Origin of the sequence: Xenorhabdus stockiae (assembly GCF_002632825.1) — a bacterium.
GTDB classification, from domain to species: domain Bacteria; phylum Pseudomonadota; class Gammaproteobacteria; order Enterobacterales; family Enterobacteriaceae; genus Xenorhabdus; species Xenorhabdus stockiae.
In genome coordinates this window covers 42726-64334 of sequence record NZ_NJAJ01000014.1, presented here as the reverse complement: position 1 = coordinate 64334, position 21609 = coordinate 42726, and the positions used below count along the sequence as shown (strand labels likewise).

The 21609-nt window shown below is 45.3% G+C and carries 9 protein-coding genes; 3 read left to right on the top strand and 6 right to left on the bottom strand.

The genetic code is table 11. The features are described 5' to 3' along the window. Window positions 1–39 precede the first annotated feature (39 nt). Window positions 40–429, top strand: coding sequence for a hypothetical protein (locus tag Xsto_RS08860; protein ID WP_099111436.1), 390 nt, complete (start codon window positions 40–42; stop codon window positions 427–429). 141 nt (window positions 430–570) lie between these two features. Here the strand turns inward: Xsto_RS08860 and Xsto_RS08855 are convergent, their stop codons facing one another. After that, the gene (locus Xsto_RS08855; RefSeq protein WP_099111435.1) at window positions 571–759 is read right to left on the bottom strand and encodes a hypothetical protein; all 189 of its coding nucleotides are present in this window, start codon (window positions 757–759) and stop codon (window positions 571–573) included. Between the two features lie 268 nt (window positions 760–1027). On the opposite strand from Xsto_RS08855, the gene Xsto_RS08850 reads away from it, so the two are divergent. Both Xsto_RS08850 and phoH read left to right on the top strand, forming a co-directional pair. Then, window positions 1028–2032, top strand: coding sequence for an endonuclease (locus Xsto_RS08850; RefSeq protein ID WP_099124808.1), 1005 nt, complete (start codon window positions 1028–1030; stop codon window positions 2030–2032). A 396-nt stretch (window positions 2033–2428) separates the two neighbouring features. Then, window positions 2429–3226, top strand: coding sequence for a phosphate starvation-inducible protein PhoH (gene phoH, locus Xsto_RS08845; RefSeq protein ID WP_099111433.1), 798 nt, complete (start codon window positions 2429–2431; stop codon window positions 3224–3226). 209 nt (window positions 3227–3435) lie between these two features. Here the strand turns inward: phoH and Xsto_RS08840 are convergent, their stop codons facing one another. The 5 genes from Xsto_RS08840 to Xsto_RS08820 form a co-directional block, all read right to left on the bottom strand. Further along, window positions 3436–3594: a DUF2474 domain-containing protein gene (locus Xsto_RS08840; RefSeq protein WP_169926615.1), complete on the bottom strand. Its 159-nt coding sequence runs from the start codon at window positions 3592–3594 to the stop codon at window positions 3436–3438. Continuing rightward, on the bottom strand, window positions 3575–4582 hold the full coding sequence (gene cydB, locus Xsto_RS08835) for a cytochrome d ubiquinol oxidase subunit II (RefSeq protein WP_099124807.1): 1008 nt from the start codon (window positions 4580–4582) through the stop codon (window positions 3575–3577). The genes Xsto_RS08840 and cydB overlap by 20 nt, the downstream gene beginning before the upstream one ends. Further along, entirely contained in the window at window positions 4572–5909 is a 1338-nt protein-coding gene (locus Xsto_RS08830; RefSeq protein WP_099124806.1) for a cytochrome ubiquinol oxidase subunit I, read from the bottom strand. Before Xsto_RS08830 ends, cydB begins: the two co-directional genes overlap by 11 nt. Window positions 5910–6399: 490 nt before the next feature. Beyond that, window positions 6400–10560, bottom strand: coding sequence for a non-ribosomal peptide synthetase (locus Xsto_RS08825; RefSeq protein ID WP_099124805.1), 4161 nt, complete (start codon window positions 10558–10560; stop codon window positions 6400–6402). Window positions 10561–10562: 2 nt separating this feature from the next. Continuing rightward, window positions 10563–21461, bottom strand: coding sequence for a non-ribosomal peptide synthetase (locus tag Xsto_RS08820; protein WP_099124804.1), 10899 nt, complete (start codon window positions 21459–21461; stop codon window positions 10563–10565). Between the last annotated feature and the right edge of the window lie 148 nt (window positions 21462–21609).

Here is a 21609-nt window from a genome sequence, read left to right as displayed (position 1 = left end):
TAAATATTATTTTTTCTTATGTTTATGGAAGGGTATACTATGTCTTATTCTACTGTTGTGGTAAGTGCTTTAAAATATATGCTTGAAACAGATAATGTTACTACTTCAGATATTGAAAGCTATTTTTCTCATGATTATATTCAGGTAGCCAATGGCAATGAGCTTCTCTTCAATGATTTTGTTTCACATATTAACGTATTAAAAGAAGCTTTAATAAGTACGAATATTAATATTTTATCCGTAGCAGAAAATGGAAATAATGTTCATACCCATCACTTAGTCAAGGTAGTCAAAAAAGATGGAACTCATGCGGAATTTGAAGTATTTGCCAGATTCCTGCTTAGCGAAGGAAAAATTACCCACTGTTATGAACTGACCAGAAAGATCATCGGTGATGAACAGGATGATGATTTGGGGTTTAGGAAATAATATCGTTTATTATAACTTTAATATCGCTTAACTTTTATTATGTCAGTTTTAAGTATTAATTAATCTTAACAGATTAGCAATAAAGGGAGCCATTAATTCAATGATGGTTCCCTTTGCTTATTTTTCAGACATGTAATGTAGTCATTGTTCATCAGAAAATGAATTTAAAGTAATATCTAATTGATTTTTACCTGCGATGATAACCTGAATTTGTAAGTTATTTTCTGAAGTATTAATTGTGTTAATTGTAACTTCTTCATTTCCTGAATATTTTTTCACAACATCCAGTAGCTCGTGTTCAAGCTGTTCAATTTTAGTGTTAATTGTCATTTATGGTATTAAATATGCTAAAGTTGATTTAATTTTACCCAAATAAATTGAGTGCAATAGCTTAATAAACAAGGTATTTGAGCCTTTAAAGTTGTAATAAATTAACTTATTCGATGAATTAAGTGATATTAGTTTTGACAAACTAAAATAACAAACTGGCACTGTAATAAAATTAAGCAATATTCGAAACATAAAAAATGTGTCATTTATTTGTCTATTCAGGCAGGATAACAGATTGGTATTATACAACAAGTAAATAGGTATTATTTTGAGCAATAATATTCGCCTTTGGGCAAATTATCTTTTATTTTTTGGGTTTATTGTATCTTTTAACGCATGGAGTGCTCCGGCCAACTTTGAACAGGCTAAAGTCGAATCGCGAAAATATGTTTATGCTGGGCTGGAAAAGTCAGGTATTGGTACTTTGTATTGTGGCTGCGATTGGCAATGGGTTGGTAAAAGTGGTGGACGCGTTGACTTACCTTCATGTAACTATCATGTAAGGTCGCAGCAGAATCGAGCTGAACGCATCGAGTGGGAGCATATTGTACCAGCATGGGTATTCGGTCATCAGAGACAATGTTGGCAGAATGGCGGGAGAAAAAACTGTGTTGATAGTGACCCGGCATTTCGTGTAATAGAATCGGATCTGCATAATCTGGCCCCTTCTATTGGTGAAGTAAACGGGGATCGCAGCAATTTAGGGTATGGAATGGCTGCCAGAAATCTGCCCAACATGTATGGTGCCTGTAGTAGTAAAGTTGATTTTAAATCACGTTTGTTTGAGCCGCGTGACAAAGTGAAAGGCATGGTTGCCAGAGTCTATTTCTATATGCATGATCGCTATAACCTGACAATGTCGCGTCAGCAGCAGCAGTTAATGATGGCCTGGGATCGGCAATATCCTGTGGAAGCCTGGGAGCGTGAAAGAGATAATCGTATCGCCCGGATTATGGGGCACCACAATCCATTCGTTACTGGAAGCAAAAAGTGGCAGTTAGGGCATAAAAATTCAGGTCAGGGGATTACCGGGCAAACTGATAGCCGAAATGTAAATGCTGCACGGTCAGTATCAGAACCGGTTTCAGTGACTAAATCAACAGCTAAATCTGCTGCAAATGAAGCGATTAAAGGGAATAAAAATAGCATGATATATCATCTTTCTCATTGCTCAGGGTATAAAACCACGTCAGAGAAAAATGCGGTTTATTTTCGTTCAGAATCTGAAGCCCAGAAAGCCGGGTATCATTTGGCCGCTAATTGTAAAAAATAATTAACACTGGCTGAGTTGTTATTTTATGTTTTTGTTGCTTTGTGATTTATCAATCAAAAGTTAAAAAATGTTTCAGTAAAATTTAAATTGTTACCTTGTCATAAATAAAAAATTGTCATTATACTGACATCATAGTCCGCTAAATTTAGTCTGGTTACGGTAAAGCGGATATGCGAGGAATGCCGATGACAGATACTGAAACAATTACAATTCAGTCAGGAAGTGAACCGGTGATGAAGACCGAACTGCCAACAGAAAGGCGGTTGTCTTATCACCGGTTTTTTTATGGGTCTTAATGAGCTGAAAAGGGAGCTCACTTCTATTCAATATAACGCAGTTATTCTATATCGGTGATAGAACACCGCAAGTGTGAAGCCAACGATAAGGTGTGCGACTATGAGTAGACAAAAAGCAGTGATGAAATCTCGCCGCGAAGTCAGGAGAATGCTAAAAAAAGATATGCGTCAGTCTCGTTATCGCAATGATAATAACGTTACCTCATTAGTACAGATTGGCGGAGTAGAAGCAATTGGAATGGCACGTGAAAACAGGGATACCTCTGAAATTCGCCCACGCAATGAAGTGCAGTACCGTTACATGCGCGCTATTAAGAATAAACAATTGGTTATTGCTGATGGTGAAGCGGGTTGTGGCAAAACATTTATCAGTACAGCAATGGCAGCAGATGCACTGATTAATAAAGAGGTTGATAAAATCATCGTGACACGTCCGGTATTGCAGGCGGAAGAAGACTTGGGTTATCTGCCGGGCGATGTGGCAGAAAAGTTTGCGCCATATTTCCGCCCAGTTTATGAGGTGTTATTAAAACGTATGGGCGCATCGTTTTTGCAATACTGTCTTCGTCCTGAAATTGGAAAAGTTGAGATAGCTCCTTTTGCTTATATGCGTGGCAGGACATTTGAAAATGCGTTTGTGATCCTTGATGAAGCACAAAATGTGACGATTAATCAAATGAAAATGTTTTTAACCCGGTTGGGAGAAAACGTAACTGTTATTGTGAATGGAGATATCAGCCAGTGCGATTTACCGGACAGCACCAAATCAGGGCTGGCAGATGCGCTGGAGCGTTTTTTTAATGATGAAGCAATTGGTGTAATTCATTTTTCTCAGGAAGATTGTGTGCGCTCTAAGTTATGTCAAAAAGCATTGCAGGCTTATAGTTCTCCAGTCTAATTGAGAATAAAGATTGCTCAGAAGAGTAATTGAAAGGGTGAAGGATATGTAGCTCAACAGAACGGCTTCATTTATTGCTTTCTATATTATGTTGCAATTATGAAGCCGTTAAATATTTGTAGAAAGAATCCGAATAACTAAATCAAATATCTAATATAAACATATTGCTATTGATTATGTTCTAATAAAATCAGGCAGAAAATGAATAATTACTTAACCTTCATTCCCGCTGCTGTCATTAAGAAACGGAATAAAGTCGAGACGGCATAAAGCGTTAATACACTACAACACCAGATAGTTATCATCCAGCCCAATCGTTTCCATAGCGGAGAATGTGAATGTTCTGTGTTAGTGGTAGCCTTGTTCATGGGTGATTTTTCCTCGGAAGACATAATAACTCCAATAGGTATAAGTCAATATTATTGGGATGATAAATAGTGCACCGACAAGCATAAAACCCAGAGACTCAGGAGGAGATGCAGCCTCTTCGTAGCTGATAAAAGGGGGAATGATATTTGGCCAGATGCTGATCCCTAACCCGCTGAACCCCATGAATACGAGTAATAATGCTGCTAAAAACGGCGTGTAATGACCGCCATTCTGGTTCGCAACCAGCAGTTTCCAGCCTGACCATAAAACCAGTAATGGCACAGGCAGAAAGAAAAACAGGTTAGGCAGACTAAACCAGCGATCAGCAATAGCTGGCTGAGAAAGCGGTGTCCAGACACTGACGATAGTGATGATTACCAGCATCAGTAAAGTTAATGGACGCAGAAGCCTGAGCATTTTTTTCTGCAAATGCCCTTCGGTTTTCATCACCAGCCAGCCACATCCCAGTAGCCCATAAGCGATAAGCAGACCAAAACCGCAAAATAACGGAAAGGGTGAAAGCCAATCGAAGCTCCCGCCAATATAGGTACGATTTTCTACAGGAAAGCCTTCAATAACAGCCCCGACGACGACACCCTGTATAAAAGTCGCAATGATTGAACCGGCAATAAATGCTTTATCCCAAATCGGCTGATGTTTTGGCGCGGATTTGAAACGGAACTCGAACGCTACGCCGCGGAATATCAGTCCTAATAACATAAGAGTTAATGGAATTGCCAGCGCATCCAGAATCACCGCATAGGCCAGAGGAAAAGCACCGAATAGACCTGCGCCACCCAGTACCAGCCAGGTTTCGTTACCATCCCAGACGGGGGCAACAGAATTCATCATTAAATCACGATCTGCCTGCCCCTTAACCATGGGATATAAGATACCTATACCAAGATCAAAGCCATCCATCACGATATACATCATGGTACTGAAGATGATAATCAGGAACCAGATTAGAGGAAGATCAATACCCATTTGTTAACTCCTTATTGGGCCCTTTACGGATAAGTTTCATCATATAAGCATAACCAGCACCGAAAACAGCGCCGTAGACGACAAAGAAGATAAGCAGGCTGATACTCATATGGAATTCACCATGAGCAGATACCGCATCTTTCGTGCGCATCAGTCCATAGACAACCCACGGTTGACGGCCGATTTCCGTGGTGAACCATCCGGCGAGTATGGCAATCAGACCAGAAGGTGCCATCAGGAGCATAAAGCGGAGAAACGCCCGGCTCTGGTACAACCGTTTTTTATAGCGCAGCCACAACCCCCAGACTCCCGCCAGAATCATTAATAATCCCAATCCGACCATCACCCGGAATGACCAGAACACCATAAAAGCATTAGGACGATCTTCTGGTGCAAATTCTTTTAATGCCGGAACTTGTTTATCAATGCTGTGTGTCAGGATGATACTGGCAAGGTAGGGAATTTTGACGGCGTAACGAGTCTCTTCTGCCTCCTGATCGGGTATACCGAATATAATCAGTGGCGTGGCTTCGCCGGGATGGTTTTCCCAATGGCCTTCCATCGCAGCAACTTTGGCAGGCTGATGTTTCAGGGTATTCAGGCCATGTAAATCACCGATAAACGCCTGTAACGGAGCAATGATCAGAATCAGCCACATCGCCATTGACAGCATTTTTTTCATGGCGGACGAATCATTGCCTTTCAGCAAATGCCAGGCAGCGGAAGCGGCAATAAAGAACGCAGAAGCGAGAAATGCTGCTGTTCCCATATGCAGCAAACGATAAGGAAAAGAGGGGTTGAAGATAACGGCCAGCCAATCTACGGGAACAATCTGGTTATCAATAATTTCATGGCCTTGTGGCGTTTGCATCCAGCTATTGGATGCCAGTATCCAAAATGTAGAGATAATTGTACCGAGTGCCACCATACAGGTAGCGAAAAAATGGAGTTTTTCACCCACCCGATTCCAGCCGAACAGCATAACGCCAAGAAAACCGGCCTCAAGGAAAAACGCGGTAAGCACTTCATAAACGAGCAAAGGGCCGGTGATGCTTCCGGCAAACTCAGAGAAAAAACTCCAGTTAGTGCCGAACTGGTAGGCCATGACTAAACCGGAAACCACGCCCATACCAAAATTAATACCAAAGATTTTTGCCCAGAAGTGGTATAGCGTTTTGTAGTCTGTATTACGTGTTTTCAGCCATAAGCCTTCCAGCAGAGCAAGAAAACTGGCTAAACCTATCGTAATAGCGGGAAAGATAATATGAAAAGAAACGGTAAATGCGAATTGTATCCTTGCAAGTTCAAGGGCAGTTAACCCGAACATAGTTACCTCATTCTATTTGTTATAAGAAAAACCAATGAAAAAGTACGAATGAGTAAAGCATGGATATTTAACATATAACAGTAACAATTTTTTGTTTATCTAATATAACAGTTTGATGTAATCAATTAATTAACATATTGAATACAATATGGAAACATCAAACTTGTAGAAGAGATAGTACGGAAATAAATACTTTATTATCGGTATATATATATTTAGTGTGACAACTGTACCCTATGCCAATGCTAAAGAAGACCTTAAAGAGAAAAATTATTGAAGAATACAGTTTTATCATCATGAAATAGATACTGACTAAATTATTTATACCAACATAGAAAAATAGATATAAAGGTAGTATTGAACATAGTGGAAAAATTATTCGCGTAGAATATTCAAACAATACAAAGAGCTATATGACTGGACATTTTATCGAACAAGAGGCTGGTAATACCAGCCTCATAATCGCCACCAAATTAGTTTATATTAATGCCTATTCCTTAATTCCTAATGCATTAATTATTTCCTTGCGAATAACAGAAGTACATTCAAGAATATTATTATGATGGTGGTTTTTTAATAGCTTAATTTCTAATGGATTGATTACCCATTGAGAAATATTATTATCAGTCACTTTTATGATTGATTTAGTCAACTCTACATGCGAAGCGTCATTATAGTCAGGATTGATTTCACCTGCTTTGAATAGCGTAATATTTGTATGTTTTAATATTCCGCTTAAGTCACAATCAGCTATTTTGTATTCAAATGGTGCAGCCTCCAATACTTTATTGATATAGGTTTCACTGGCACCCATTTTCTGTAGTTTATCAGTGAGTAATAGGTTTATATTTGATATATCAATGTTATTTCTAAGTATTTTAGTCTCAGCGTCGTTAATTACCGTATCTAATAAAAACAACTGGATTTTTTGTACGCCAATCTGTTCTAATTGATAGGCAATTTCCATCGCTAACTGTCCACCTAATGACCAGCCTAAGATCCGGATAGGTTGATTAATAGAGGTTTCAGCCAGAATTAACTGCATATATATATTAGCTAATTTTTGTAATGAATCTATTTGGTTATCTGTACTGAGATTGTAATTATCGATACCAATGCAGTTGTAGTTATCCGCTAGTGTATTTGCCAGAGTAACATAAGATTCACTACCGCCATTAGCGGGATGAATCATAAATAGTTTATCCGTTGCCATTGACTCTGGTGTTAGGAAATTAAGTAAACTGATTTTTTTATTATCCGTTACCAGCCATTGGGATAATAAAGCAATGCACTTGCAACTGAATAAGATATTTAACGGAATATCAACGGCCATTTTATGGCGTATTGCCGAAGTGAGTTTAATCGCCAGCAGAGAATTGCCGCCGATACGGAAGAAGTTATCTTCAATACCCACCCGCTCCAGCCCTAAAACTGCCTGCCAGATAGCGCACAGTTGGGTTTCCAGAGCATTGCGGGGTGCGACATAACTGTCTCTGTTCCCGAAAAGTGGTTCCGGCAAGGCTTTGCGGTTGACTTTGCCGTTCAGCGTTAGCGGAATAGCGTCCATAAAAGTAAAACTGGTGGGCAGCATATAGTCTGGCAGGCGATCAGATAAGTGCGCAAGCAACATATCATCGGAGACAGCGTCCTCGGCAACCAGATACGCCGCCAGTACCTTATGACCCCGATGCTCACGGTCAATCACGACCGCCTGTTTGATCTGTGAATAGGCCATCAGCGCACTTTCAATTTCGCCCAGTTCAATACGGAAGCCGCGAATTTTAACCTGAAAATCGTTGCGACCGAGATAGTCAATATTGCCATCGGGCAGCCAGCGACCCAAATCACCGGTTTTGTACATGAGTGCTCCCGGCTCGTTAGAGAACGGGCAGCCCAGGAAACGTTCAGCCGTTAATTCAGGGCGATTGAGATACCCGCGGGCAACGCCTTTTCCGGCGATATAAATTTCGCCGGTGACTCCCCACGGTACCGGCTGACCATGCGGGTCAAGAATATAGATTTGCGTGTTGGCTATCGGGCGCCCGATCGGTGGTAACGTTGGCCAGTGCTCAGTCTCATTGTCCAGCGTGTATGACGTTACCACGTGACTTTCTGTCGGGCCGTAATGATTATGTAACCGGCAATGACGAGCGTGTCGTAGTAGACGCTGAATGGCGGGGGTGATACGTAATTGTTCACCGGCGGTAATAATATGTTTCAGGCAGGAAAGATCGTTTTCTTCATTGAGGTTGACGGACTCAGCAAAATGCTGGAGAGCAACATAAGGCAGAAAGATTCGCTCAATCTGTTTTTGCTGAACCAATTTAAGGAGCTGCTGAGGCTCCCGGCGTAGGGCTTCACTAATTAACACCAGACAGCCGCCTTCACACAGCGTGGTAAAGATTTCCTGAAACGCAACATCAAAACCCAGTGCTGCAAATTGCAGGGTTTTTCCGGCGGTCGTAGGGTGTTCAGGCGTATGGCGATGCCAGTGCAGCAGGTTTGATAACGCGGACTGCGGCATTTCCACCCCTTTGGGTAAGCCGGTGGAGCCGGAAGTGTAGATCACATAGGCCAGATGGTGAGATGCCAGTGCCGGAACTACCGGATCATGAGCTGGCTGGTCGGTGAGATAAGCCGGTTGTTCATCGAGTAATACGGTATGACTGGCCGAGGGAAGAGAAGCTTCCAGAGCCTGTGCAAAAGTAGACTGGGTAAGTAGAGCTACGGGGGCCGAATCTCTAAGCATGTGAGCCAATCGCTCGCCCGGAAGGGCGGGATCGAGTGGTACATAAGCCCCACCGGCTTTAAGAATGGCGAGTAAGCCCACCACCATCTCCGGGCTGCGTTCAACACATATGGCAACACGCTCGTCAGGGCATACCCCCAGCGTAATCAGATAGTGAGCCAGGTGATTGGCACGGCGGTTAAGTTCCCCATAGCTCAATACCTGTTCTTCAAATTCCACTGCAATGGCATCAGGAAGTTGAGCCGCCTGCGCTTCAAACAACTGTGGCAGGGTTTTGTCCTGTGGATAAGGCGCATCGGTTTGGTTCCAACTGTTCAGCAAAATATGACGCTCTTCCTCACTGAGACAGGTGATAGCGGTATGAGACTGTTCCGGATGACAGGCGACTTCGTGCAGAATACGTTCAAGCTGCTCCAGCAAACGTAATGCCTGTTCGTCCTCCAGCCAGTCTTTCCCATAATTAAATTTGATGACTAAACGGTTACCTTGCTCATACGCTATCAATGACAATGGATAATCCACTTTCTCCACTGCGCGGCGAAATGTCAGTGTCTGTTCGATGCCGGTTTGGTTCTCGTCTGCCACCGGAGAAGGGTAATTTTCAAACACTAACAGGCTGTGAAATAACCGTTCTCCGTCAGATTGCAGACTGGAGAGAGAAACGGCACTGTGGCTGTTGAGGTCGGCGATATTTTTCTGGATATGTTGTAAAACGGCGACGATGCTGTCGGTTTGTTTCCACTGCACAGCCAGAGGCAACGTATTGATATAAAGACCGACACTGGACTCGATCCCTGCAACGGGGATATCCCGACCGGAGACGGTTGTGCCGACAATTGTCTGCTCATCAGCGGTGTAAATGTGCAACAGTTTATGCCAGGCAAATTGCAGCGCCACATTCAGTGTCACCCCGTGTCTCCGGCAGGTGTTTTTAAGCTGCTCATAAGCGTTACCCTGCACAGTGAGTCGCTTTTCTGCCGGTTTTTCGATCATTTTTATCTGGGTCAAGTCAATCCGGTGGCTTAGCAGCGCCGATAAATCGTTCGTGCCCTGCCATTGGGCCTTGCGCTCAGCCCAATAACTATCCGTATCGGTCTGATGATTGCGGTAATATTGTTGGGCGTCCAGATAAGTGTTATCTACAACGATTTCAGGTGTGCGGCCCTGTGCGAGTGCGTTGTAATAGCTATGAACGGTTTGCAATAAAATCGGGTAGCTCCAGCCATCAATGATGCTGTGGTGTAGGGTGATAACTACGGTAATCAATTGTTGATGTTGTTTAATCAGGGTAAAGCGCGCTAATCCGGGCTGACGTAAATTAAATGGCAGGGAGAGATCATGTTGTGAGAGCGTATCAATCGCCCTGTTTTTTTCTTCTTCTGATAAAGGGGTAATATCTTCGTATCTGAAATTTGTCGCATTAATACTGGCACCTGTTGTGACGATTTGTAATATTTCTCCTTCCCAATGAAAGGCGGTTCTGAGGATCGGGAAACGGCGCGAAGCTAGTGTCCAGGCTTGTTGGTAAGCGTCAACATCAATAGAGGTGTGGTAATCCAATAGCAGCTGTACGCGATAAGCATCATCCTGTGGCTGAGAAAGATAATGATAGACAAACCCCTGTTGCAAGCTGGTGGCAGGGAAAATAGCCTCAATCTTTTTGTTGCTGGATGAAGTAGCAGGCCTACCAGCATAATTTTCAAGGGAAATAAAACGCTTAAAGTCTTCTACTGAGAAGATATTTTTTTCATTTAAAAAATTAAGAATGTTTTCTTTTTTCTGTTTAACTTGATCAATAAGTTGATCAGGGGGCGTTTCCCCTGTGAATGTCAGTTTCAACTTATTTTCATAAACCCATACTGATGCCTGATTTTTGTTAAGTTCTTTAAATAGCGTCAACATTTCTATAAATCCAAAGTAGTTTCATTTTCGGAGTCGTGGGGTGAACTGACATTATTGGTATGTTCAAAATGGTGAGTTATCTGGTTGAATTGCTCCAGCGAAACACCCTTGATACCGTAATCACTGGGAGTCATTATTTCTCCCGTTCGTGACTGTTTTTGCGCTGTGGTGATGATGTGATTGAGTGCCTGCTCAAATGCCCGGGTAAACAGGGCTGTTTTAGTCTGTGGCAGGCGGGAATCGACATAAAACCGCAGTTTTCCGGCCTGAACGGCGCCATTAATTCCTAACAGAAAATGACCGCCGTTTTCGCTGGCTATCATCGTTCCGCAATCATCATTGGTGATTGACCAGTCCTGACGGCTGGCACTGCCTAACTGTCCAAGATAGTTGAAACTGATAGCAGGCAAATCATCGGTCAGATAACCCGCCTGTTGTAATGCGCCGTAACCAATACCTTTGTTTGGCACAGTGTGCAGCATCTCTTTGGTATGGATAAGGGTGTCGGTTATATTCGCCTGATTTTCCAGACGAACCGGGTACATAGTAGTAAACCAGCCAACGGTTTCGGAAATATCTATTGTGTTATCAATAGATTCCCGCCCGTGTCCTTCCAGAAGGATATGGTTGACAGATTTGTCGAAGGTATCCTGCAAGGCCACGGTCAACGCACTCAACAATAAGTCATTAATTTCGGTGTGAAAACCTGCGTTAGCTTCATGTAGCAGGATATCGGTCATTTCTGCCGAGATTTCCAGCTGATGGCGTATGAGATTATCCAACGTAGGTTTGCTGTTATTACCTGCCAGCACTTGTTTCCAGTAAGGCACTTCATGTTGATGCTGCCGGGCATACTGCTGAACAGCGGCAACCCATTGGCGATAACTGCTGGTTTTCGCAGGCAGGGGCATTCCCTGTAATAGCAAACGCATATCTTCCGCAATAATCCGCCAGGACACCGCATCAATAATCAGATGATGGAAGGCGAAGAATAATCGGGTACTGCCATCAGCATAGCCAGTCAGATGAGCGGCCTGCCAGAGTGGCCCGTTGTGATAATTGAACCCACTTTGCCACTGGGTAAGTTGCTGGTGGAGTTCTTCCTGACTGCACTGACGGATATCACGGTGTTTTAACCGAGGTTGTGAAGACGGAATATCCGCAGAATAACACTGGCGATAGCCGTTTTTGGTAACGAAAAAACGACAGCGCAGCATATCGTGCCGCTCAGTTAATGCAGCCAGCGCTTGTTCAATCTGTATGATTTGGATATCGCTGGGGATCTGAATCATAAAGGCCTGATTCCAGTGATGGGGCTGAGCTAACTGCCAGCCAAAGAAGGTTTGCTGAACAGGCAGTAAAGCAAACTCTCCGTTCAATAACCCTTGTTCGGCAAAGATTTCGGCAGTAGACGCTGTTTGCATCAGTAATACCGCTAATTGTGCCACGGTCGGTGCCTCAAAAATGGTTTTCACCTGAAGCGAAAAACCGGCCTGACGCAGCTTGGACACCAACTGGAGACTAATAATGGAGTCACCACCAATGCGGAAGAAATTATCGTGGATGCTTATCTGCTCCAGCCCTAAAACCGCCTGCCAGATAGCACAAAGCTGGGTTTCTAAGGCATTACGGGGCGCAACATAATTTTCTCTGTCACCGAAAACCGGCTCCGGCAAGGCTCTGCGGTTCACTTTGCCGTTCAGCGTTAGCGGAATAGCCTCCATAAAGGTAAAACTGGCGGGCAGCATATAGTCCGGCAGACGAGCAGATAAGTGCGTCAGCAGCATGTCATCGGAGACAGCACCCTCGGCAACCAGATAGGCTGCCAATACTTTATGGCCATGATGCCCATAATCTATCACCACTGCCTGTTTAATTTGTGGATGCGCTGTCAGCGCATTTTCAATTTCCCCCAGTTCAATACGGAAGCCGCGAATTTTGACCTGAAAATCATTACGCCCCAGATATTCCAGTTCACCATCGGGTAACCAACGTACTAAATCACCGGTTTTATACAGACGGGTGTAACCTTTAACCGTATCGTTTGCGGTTGCAAAAGGGTTAGCAACAAAGCGCTCCGCCGTTAATTCAGGGCGATTTAAATAGCCTCGTGCTACACCTGCACCGCCAATATACAGTTCCCCCGGCGTACCGACAGGTACAGGATTACCGGAACGATCCAGTACGTAAAGACGAACGTTATTAATGGCCTGACCAATATTGGTAACAAGATCGCCTCTTTGGTACTGCTTCTGTGTTGCACAAACGGTAATTTCTGTCGGGCCGTAAGCATTTACCACGCTACTGTATTGACTGAAATGATCCATAAAATCGAGTGAGGGGGATTCGCCTCCTGTGACCAATAACCGCAGGGAGGGTAATTCTGTATCAACCAGCAATTTCAGTATTGCCGGCGACAAGGTCGCCATTTCAATACCTTCCCGTTGAATGAGTTGCGCAAGGGCAGGGGCATTTCGTTCGGCTTCACTGCAAAGGTAAAGGGTCATGCCACCCAATAACGCGGGGAATAATTCGGAAACAGAAGCATCAAATACATAGGTGATAAACATTAAGCATTTTGTTGTCTTTCCGATATTCCAAAATGTGGTTTGTGCTGTCACCAAGTGGGCCACGTTTTTATGTTCAATCATCACGCCTTTAGGCTGGCCGGTGGTGCCGGAGGTATAGATGATATAAGCCAAATCGGTCGGTTTATTGATGGAGTCAGGGTTTTCCACCGGCTGGCTGACGGTGTCTGCCTGATTATCTGCCGCGATAAGGATTGATGACTCAGCCAATGGCCGGAGCGTGGTCAGATAGTGCTGTTGCGTCAGAATACAAGGGGTTGCGGTGTCAGCCAGAATAAACTGTACCCGCTCTGTCGGGTATTCCGGCGAAACAGGTACATAAGCGCCCCCGGCTTTCAGAACCGCCAGGATACTGATTATCATTTCCGGGCTGCGGTCAACATACAAGGCTATCGGTGTGTCAGCCTGCATCGTTTGGTTATGCTGTTGCTGATAACGTTCGCGTATGACGTGGGCCAACTGATTGGCGCGTTGATTAAGCTGGTGATAGGTCAGGGTTTCGCCTTCAAACACCAGTGCGATATGCTCCGGTGTCCTTGCCGCCTGCGCTTCAAATAATTGTGGCAGGGTTTTATCCTGCGGATAAGGGGCGTCAGTCTGATTCCAGATAGTTAATAGGGTATGACGTTCCTGTACCGATAAAATATCAATGCCGGACAACGGTTGTTGCTGGTCAGCGACAAATGCGTTCAAAACCCGTTGGTAACTCTCCACGATACGGGTGATGCTGGTGTCATTAAACAAGCTCACGGCGTAGTTCAGGCAACCGGTAATCGCCGTTTTGCCATCAGACAAAAACAGGCTCAGGTCGAACTTGGCCGGGCTGTATAAGGGTTCATCCAGTGCCACCGGCGTGAATGGCAGACAATTGTCTGATGAATTTTCACCACGATGATTTTCACCGAAAGCCTGTACGCTGAACATCACCTGAAATAGCGGATGGCGGGCGGTATCCCGCTCAATGTTCAGTGCTTCAACCAATTGCTCAAACGGCATATCCTGATGGGCTTTGGCACTGCTAACCAGTTTGTGTGCTTGTGCAATCAATTCGGTTACGCTATCGGTGTGTTGCAGTTGCGCCCTTAAAGCCAGTGAATTGACGAACATGCCTAACAGGGGCAGGGTTTGCGCATGGTGACGGTTATCCGTCGGGGTGCCGATAATGATGTCATCCTGTCCGGATAATTTTGCCAGCGTGACGTAAAACGCACTGAGCAGCACGGTATACAGGGTGGTTTCCTGCATTCTTGCCAGTATCCGTAGCTGTTCAGACAACTGGGTGTCCAGCTCAAAATTGAGATCCTGCCCCTGATAATTAACCTGTGCCGGTCTGGGGTGATCCGTGGGCAGTGCCAGCGATTCATAGCCCGCCAGTGTGTGTTGCCAGTAAGCCAGTTGTTGTTCGCGGATGTCTCCCTGTAAATAATCCCGTTGCCAGACAGCGTAATCCCCGTAGGTGATATCCAGCGCAGGGAGCTGGCTGTCACGGCCTGCTTGCAGCGCGTGGTAAACCTCCGCCAGTTCCGCCATAAAGATATCGATGGACCAGCCATCCATTGCAATATGGTGCCATAACAGTAATAAGTAATGGCCGTCTGCAACCTGATAATGCCGCAGGCGTAGGCTGGGTTCAGTGGTTAAATCAAAGGGAGTGGCTATCTCAGTACGCGCGTTAGCCAGCAGCATCTCCCGGTCGTCACAGGATTGAGACTGAATCGGCAAATGCGTGTCCAACACCTGCTGGAACATCTGGTCTTGATCATCACTGCGATACACGGTTCTCAGCACGGCATGACGTTCAGCCAGCTGGTTAATGGCGGTTTCCAGTACCGGCAGTAACGTATCCTGAGCCAACTGAACCAGATACGGGATATGGTAGACATCGGAACCCTGTTCATACTGCTCGATAAACAACATCCGCTCCTGCGCAAACGACAAGGGATAGCGCGTTTGTGCCAGCGGCGGGATAACGGTACAAATATGCTCGTCCATCTGCGTGGCTAATCCGGCGATGGTTTTCAGCTCAAACAGTTGTGCCAGTGAAATATCCGTAGACAGGGTACGACGAATAGCGGCAATCAGTTTAATGGCGGTCAGAGAATTGCCGCCGATACGGAAGAAGTTATCATCAATACCGACCCGCTCCAGTTCTAAAACATCCTGCCAGATAGCACAAAGCTGGGTTTCTAAGGCATTACGGGGCGCAACATAATTTTCTCTGTCACCGAAAACCGGCTCCGGCAAGGCTCTGCGATCCACTTTGCCGTTCGGCGTTAGCGGAATAGCCTCCATAAAGGTAAAACTGGCGGGCAGCATATAGTCCGGCAGACGCGCGGATAAATGTGTGAGGAGTGCCTCATCGTCTAAAATGCCCTCAATGACCAGATAGGCTGCCAGCGCTTTCTGTCCGTGATGCTCACGGTCAATCACCACTGCATGTTTGACTTGTGGATGTGCTGTCAGCGCATTTTCAATTTCCCCCAGTTCAATACGGAAGCCGCGAATTTTGACCTGAAAATCATTGCGTCCAAGACATTCGATATTGCCATCTGGCAACCATCGGCCTAAATCGCCGGTTTTGTACATTCTCGCTTCCGGCACTGAGGAGAAGGGGTTAGTCAGAAAGCGTTCGGCCGTTAAATCAGGCTGATTAAGATAACCCCGCGCCACGCCGTCACCGCCAATATACAGTTCGCCCACGGCTCCCTGTGGAACGGGTTGGCCTTGTTTATCGAGAATATAGATTTGAGTATTACTCATTGGCCGCCCGATAGGGAGTTTTTCCGCTTCACTTTCAGTCAGGGGGATATCGTAGGCGGTTGCGAACGTGGTCGTTTCTGTTGGCCCATAAACATGTAGCAGGTGTGTAGGCGCATATGCGGCTCTGAGACGAATGGCTGCCCGGTTATCACTCAGTTCGCCGCCGAACAAAACATAACGTAACCCTGATAATGCGGGAGCGATTAAATCTGCATATTGATTAAATAACGCGGTGGTCAGAAACAGCGCGCTGACGCCTTCTGATGACAGGCATTGGCTAAACCGGTCAGGATGTAACAGCGTTTTTTCCGGAATGAGGAGAATACAGCCCCCATGAATTAATCCTGCCCAGATTTCCCAGGTGGCGGCATCGAAAGCGGGGTTGGCACAATGGGCAATGCAGTCATCCGGGCCAATATTGGCAAAGCCATTGTTGATGATCAGACTCAGGACATTACGGTGCTCCACCATCACGCCTTTGGGTTGTCCGGTGGAGCCGGAGGTGTAAATCACGTAAGCCAGATGACGGGCAGTCAGCCCCAGTGCCTGAGCATCCGGATTGGTGTCCGGTTGCGTGTCAAAGTCCGGAGCCGGATTATCCAGCCACACGGTGGGGACTGACGTGGTCAGTTTATCCGCCTGTGCGGTTTGCGTCAGTAAGACTACCGGCGTTGCATCATCCAGCATATAGGCCAATCGTTCGGCGGGATAAGCCGGGTCGAGTGGCAGATACGCGCCACCCGCCTTGAGAATAGCCAGTATCCCGATCACCATATCCAAACTACGCTCAAGGCAAATCGCGACGAGATTATCTGGTTTAACGCCCAGTGCAATCAGATGATGCGCCAGTCGGTTGGCGCGCCGGTTGAGTTCGCCATAACTGATCCGTTGCTCTTCAAATATGACAGCGATAGCATCGGCTCGCTGAGCCGCCTGCGCTTCAAATAATTGTGGCAGGGTTTTATCCTGCGGATAAGGGGCGTCAGTCTGGTTCCAGATAGTTAATAGGGTATGACGTTCCTGTACCGATAAAATATCAATGCCGGACAACGGTTGTTGCTGGTCAGCGACAAATGCGCTCAAAACCCGTTGGTAACTCTCCACGATACGGGTGATGCTGGTGTCATTAAACAAGCTCACGGCGTAGTTCAGGCAACCGGTAATCGCCGTTTTGCCATCAGACAAAAACAGGCTCAGGTCGAATTTGGCCGGGCTGTATAAGGGTTCATCCAGTGCCACCGGCGTGAATGGCAGACAATTGTCTGATGAATTTTCACCACGATGATTTTCACCGAAAGCCTGTACACTGAACATCACCTGAAATAGCGGATGGCGGGCGGTATCCCGCTCAATGTTCAGTGCTTCAACCAATTGCTCAAACGGCATATCCTGATGGGCTTTGGCACTGCTAACCAGTTTGTGTGCTTGTGCAATCAATTCGGTTACGCTATCGGTGTGTTGCAGTTGCGCCCTTAAAGCCAGTGAATTGACGAACATGCCTAACAGGGGCAGGGTTTGCGCGTGGTGACGGTTATCCGTCGGGGTGCCGATAATGATGTCATCCTGTCCGGATAATTTCGCCAGTGTGACGTAAAACGCACTGAGCAGCACGGTATACAGGGTGGTTTCCTGCATTCTTGCCAGTATCCGTAGCTGTTCAGACAACTGGGTGTCCAGCTCAAAATTGAGATCCTGCCCCTGATAATTAACCTGTGCCGGTCTGGGGTGATCCGTGGGCAGTGCCAGCGATTCATAGCCCGCCAGTGTGTGTTGCCAGTAAGCCAGTTGTTGTTCGCGGATGTCTCCCTGTAAATAATCCCGTTGCCATGCTGCGTAATCCCCGTAGGTGATATCCAGCGCAGGGAGCTGGCTGTCACGGCCTGCTTGCAGCGCGTGGTAAACCTCCGCCAGTTCCGCCATAAAGATATCGATGGACCAGCCATCCATTGCGATATGGTGCCATAACAGTAATAAGTAATGACTGTCTGCGACCTGATAATGCCGCAGGCGTAGGCTGGGGTCAGTGGTTAAATCAAAGGGAGTGGCTATCTCGGTCCGCGCGTTAGCCAGCAACATCTCCCGGTCGTCACAGGATTGAGACTGAATCAGCAAATACGTGTCCAACACCTGCTGGAACATCTGGTCTTCACCATCACTGCGATACACGGTTCTCAGCACGGCATGGCGTTCAGCTAAGCGGTTAATGGCGGTTTCCAGTATCGGCAGTGAAGTATCCTGAGCCAACTGAACCAGATACGGGATATGGTAGACATCGGAACCCTGTTCATACTGTTCGATAAACAACATCCGCTCCTGCGCAAACGACAAGGGATAGCGCGTTTTTGCCAGCGGCGGGATAACGGTACAAATATGCTCGTCCATCTGCGTGGCTAACCCGGAAATGGATTTCAATTCAAACAGTTGTGCCAGTGAAATATCCGTAGACAAAGTACGGCGAATAGCCGCAATCAGTTTAATGGCGGTCAGGGAATTGCCGCCGAGACGGAAGAAATTATCGTCAATACTGATTTGTTCCAGTTCTAAAACATCCTGCCAAATTGCACATAGCTGGGTTTCCAGTGCATTGCGCGGCGCGACGTAATGTTCTTTGTGACCGAAAACCGGCTCCGGCAAGGCTCTGCGGTCTACTTTACCGTTTGGCGTCAGCGGGATCGCCTCAATCCGGATAAAGCTGGCGGGCAGCATATAATCGGGCAGGTAAGAAGATAAATGGCTGATTAATCCTTCGTCAGAAAGTTCACCCTCAATCACCAGATAGGCGATCAATGAGGTATTACCCTGATAGTCGCGATCGATGACAACGGCCTGTTTAACCTGTGGATGTGCCGCCAGCGCACTTTCAATTTCGCCCAGTTCAATACGGTAGCCGCGAATTTTGACCTGAAAATCATTACGTCCCAGATATTCCAGTTCGCCATCGGGGAGCCAGCGGGCTAAATCACCGGTTTTATACAGACGTGTGTAACCCAGTTCTTTGTGCCTATCGTTGGCAAACGGGTTTGCGATAAAACGTTCGGCGGTTAATTCCGGTCGGTTTAAATATCCTCGTGCCAGCCCTGCGCCGCCAATGTAAAGTTCGCCGGGGGCACCTATCGGAGCCAGTTGTCCGGCAGGATCCAGTACGTAGGCAGACATGTCGCTCAGGGGCCGCCCAATGCGGGATACCGCACTGCTATCGCCTTGCGTTAACTTTTTGTAAGTCACATGGACGGTGGTTTCGGTGATCCCATACATATTGATGAGCGCCGGTTTTTGATCACCATAACGATCCCACCAGGGAGTTAACTGAACCGGATTTAATTTATCGCCACCAAAGATCACATAGCGAAGGTGAGGAAACTCTGTGCTGTTACTTACTGCTTCGTCGATAAAGGCATAAAATGCCCCCGGCGTTTGATTCAGTACCGTCACCTTCTGTTCGGCGCATAACCGGCTGAATTGGCGGAAATCTTTGGTGCACTCAACCGTGGGGATAATTAAACGCCCGCCATAGAGTAGGGCACCCCATAATTCCCACACACTGAAATCAAACGTATATGCATGGAAAAGCACCCAGACATCGTGTTGATCGAACTGGTAATCTTTTTGGCTGGAGGTGAATAAGCGACTGACATTATGGTGAGTCTGCAAAACGCCTTTGGGTTTTCCGGTCGTGCCGGAAGTATAAATAACATAGGCTAAATCTGTCGCCTGACCGGCTAATGCCAGATTTTCTGTTGAATCGTTTTCAGTGACACTCCTGTCATCTGCGGCAATCAGGGTGGGGAGCGTTACGGGTGTCTGTGTATAGGCTTGCAATGTGGGCAGAAATTTCTGCTGGGTCACAACACAGGGAGACTGAGTATCGTCCAGCATAAACCGAATCCGCTCCGGGGGATAATCCGGTGATACAGGCACATAAGCCCCGCCAGCTTTGAGTACCGCCAGTATACTGATGACCATTTCCGGGCTGCGTTCCAGATAGAGCGCGATCAACGTATCTGTTGGCATAGGTACATTATGCTGTTGTTGATAACGTTCACGGATCACAAGTGCCAATTGGTTTGCCCGTTCATTAAGCTGGCGATAGGTCAGGGTTTCGTCTTCAAACACCAGCGCAACGTTATCCGGATTGGCTGTCGCCTGCGCTTCAAACAACTGTGGCAGGGTTTTATCCTGCGGGTAAGGAGCATCGGTCTGATTCCAGATATTTAATAGGGTATAGCGTTCCTGCTCTAACAAGATAGGTAATTCACTGACTAAAATAGCAGGGTTGTCAATAGTAGCCGTTATCAGGTTATTTAACCGTTTAAGGATATTATTGACCTCTGAATTACTAAAATAGGCTTGTAAATATTGGATGGTTATTTTTAATTCTTGATCATGGCCATGGTCTTTCAGCCTAAATAAGATGGGATTAATATTAAATTCAGTGTCTATATGAAAATGCTGAATTTGGTCAATTTCAGTATCCGATGCTGAAAACCGGTCATATAAAATCAGGATGTTGGGTAAAGAAACTCTATTTTGCTGCGCAAGACGAGTAAGATGTGAAGTGGGAAATTTCCCGTGGAGATAGCTGTTTTTCAGCGCTGATTCTACTTGTTTAATTTGCTTAACGATGGAAGAGGCTCGTGAAATATGGCAATGCACTGGATACGTGTTTGCTTGCATCCCGACAACATATTTTTCAGATTTTGTTGTTCTTCCATGACTTGTCGTGTTGAAAGTTATCTCTTGTTGCCTGGTTAATTCAGCGATAACAATAGAAGCAAGTGTGGAAAAGACGGCAAGTAAATTAGTTTTGTTTTCGTGACAAAAAGTACGTAAATCGTTTTTAACTGAGAGTGGTAATGTCAGCGTCTGATTATCAGAGCCTTTATTATGGTAATAAGGTGTTAATTGGTGTATTTCATTTTTCTTTAAAAAATCCAGCCAATAATTTTCATCATCTTCATAATTAAAATTATTTAAATAGGTTCTTGCTTTTTTTACTGCCGTGAGATATTGCGGAATTTCAGATAACCACGTTGTGGATGTTCCATTTTTAAGGCATGTATATAATTTATAAACATACTCGTGAAATCGGTATAATCCGACGCCGTCAATGAAAATATGGTGGAATGTCGTGAAAAAATAATGCTTTTCATTGGAAAGACGGATTAATGTGAACTGGTAGGGTATTTCATTTAAGTAATCTATAGGGATATTGTTTTGTTGCTTCATCCACAGAAGTGCATGATTTTCAGAGTCAGATAGTGTTGAAACATCGTATTCATTGATTAATGTGGGAATACTTTGTTCCTGAATGTATTGAACCACTTCATTGTCGGCATTGATGAATATACGTAAACGTAAAGTATCGATATGTTGATATAGTAAATTCAATGTTTTTTGCAAGAGGGTAATATCAACATTTTCCTCTATTAATGTATACCAGTTTAGGGTATGTACTGGTCTGTTCTCATAAAGAAGTTGTTCGTAAAATATATTCTCCTGAGCAGGGTGGAGGTGATATAAATCTGGATTAAAATGATCCTCAGCTTTTCTCATAATTATTTATATGAGTGTATTCTGCTTACAAGTTAGTCATAGTTGATAGTACAAAATGAATAGGGCTGATGATTTGCCTGATCTTAATTTGCACGTTAGAACGTAGCATCATCTCTCATGATGTCCTTACAAATAATCTTGCAATCTT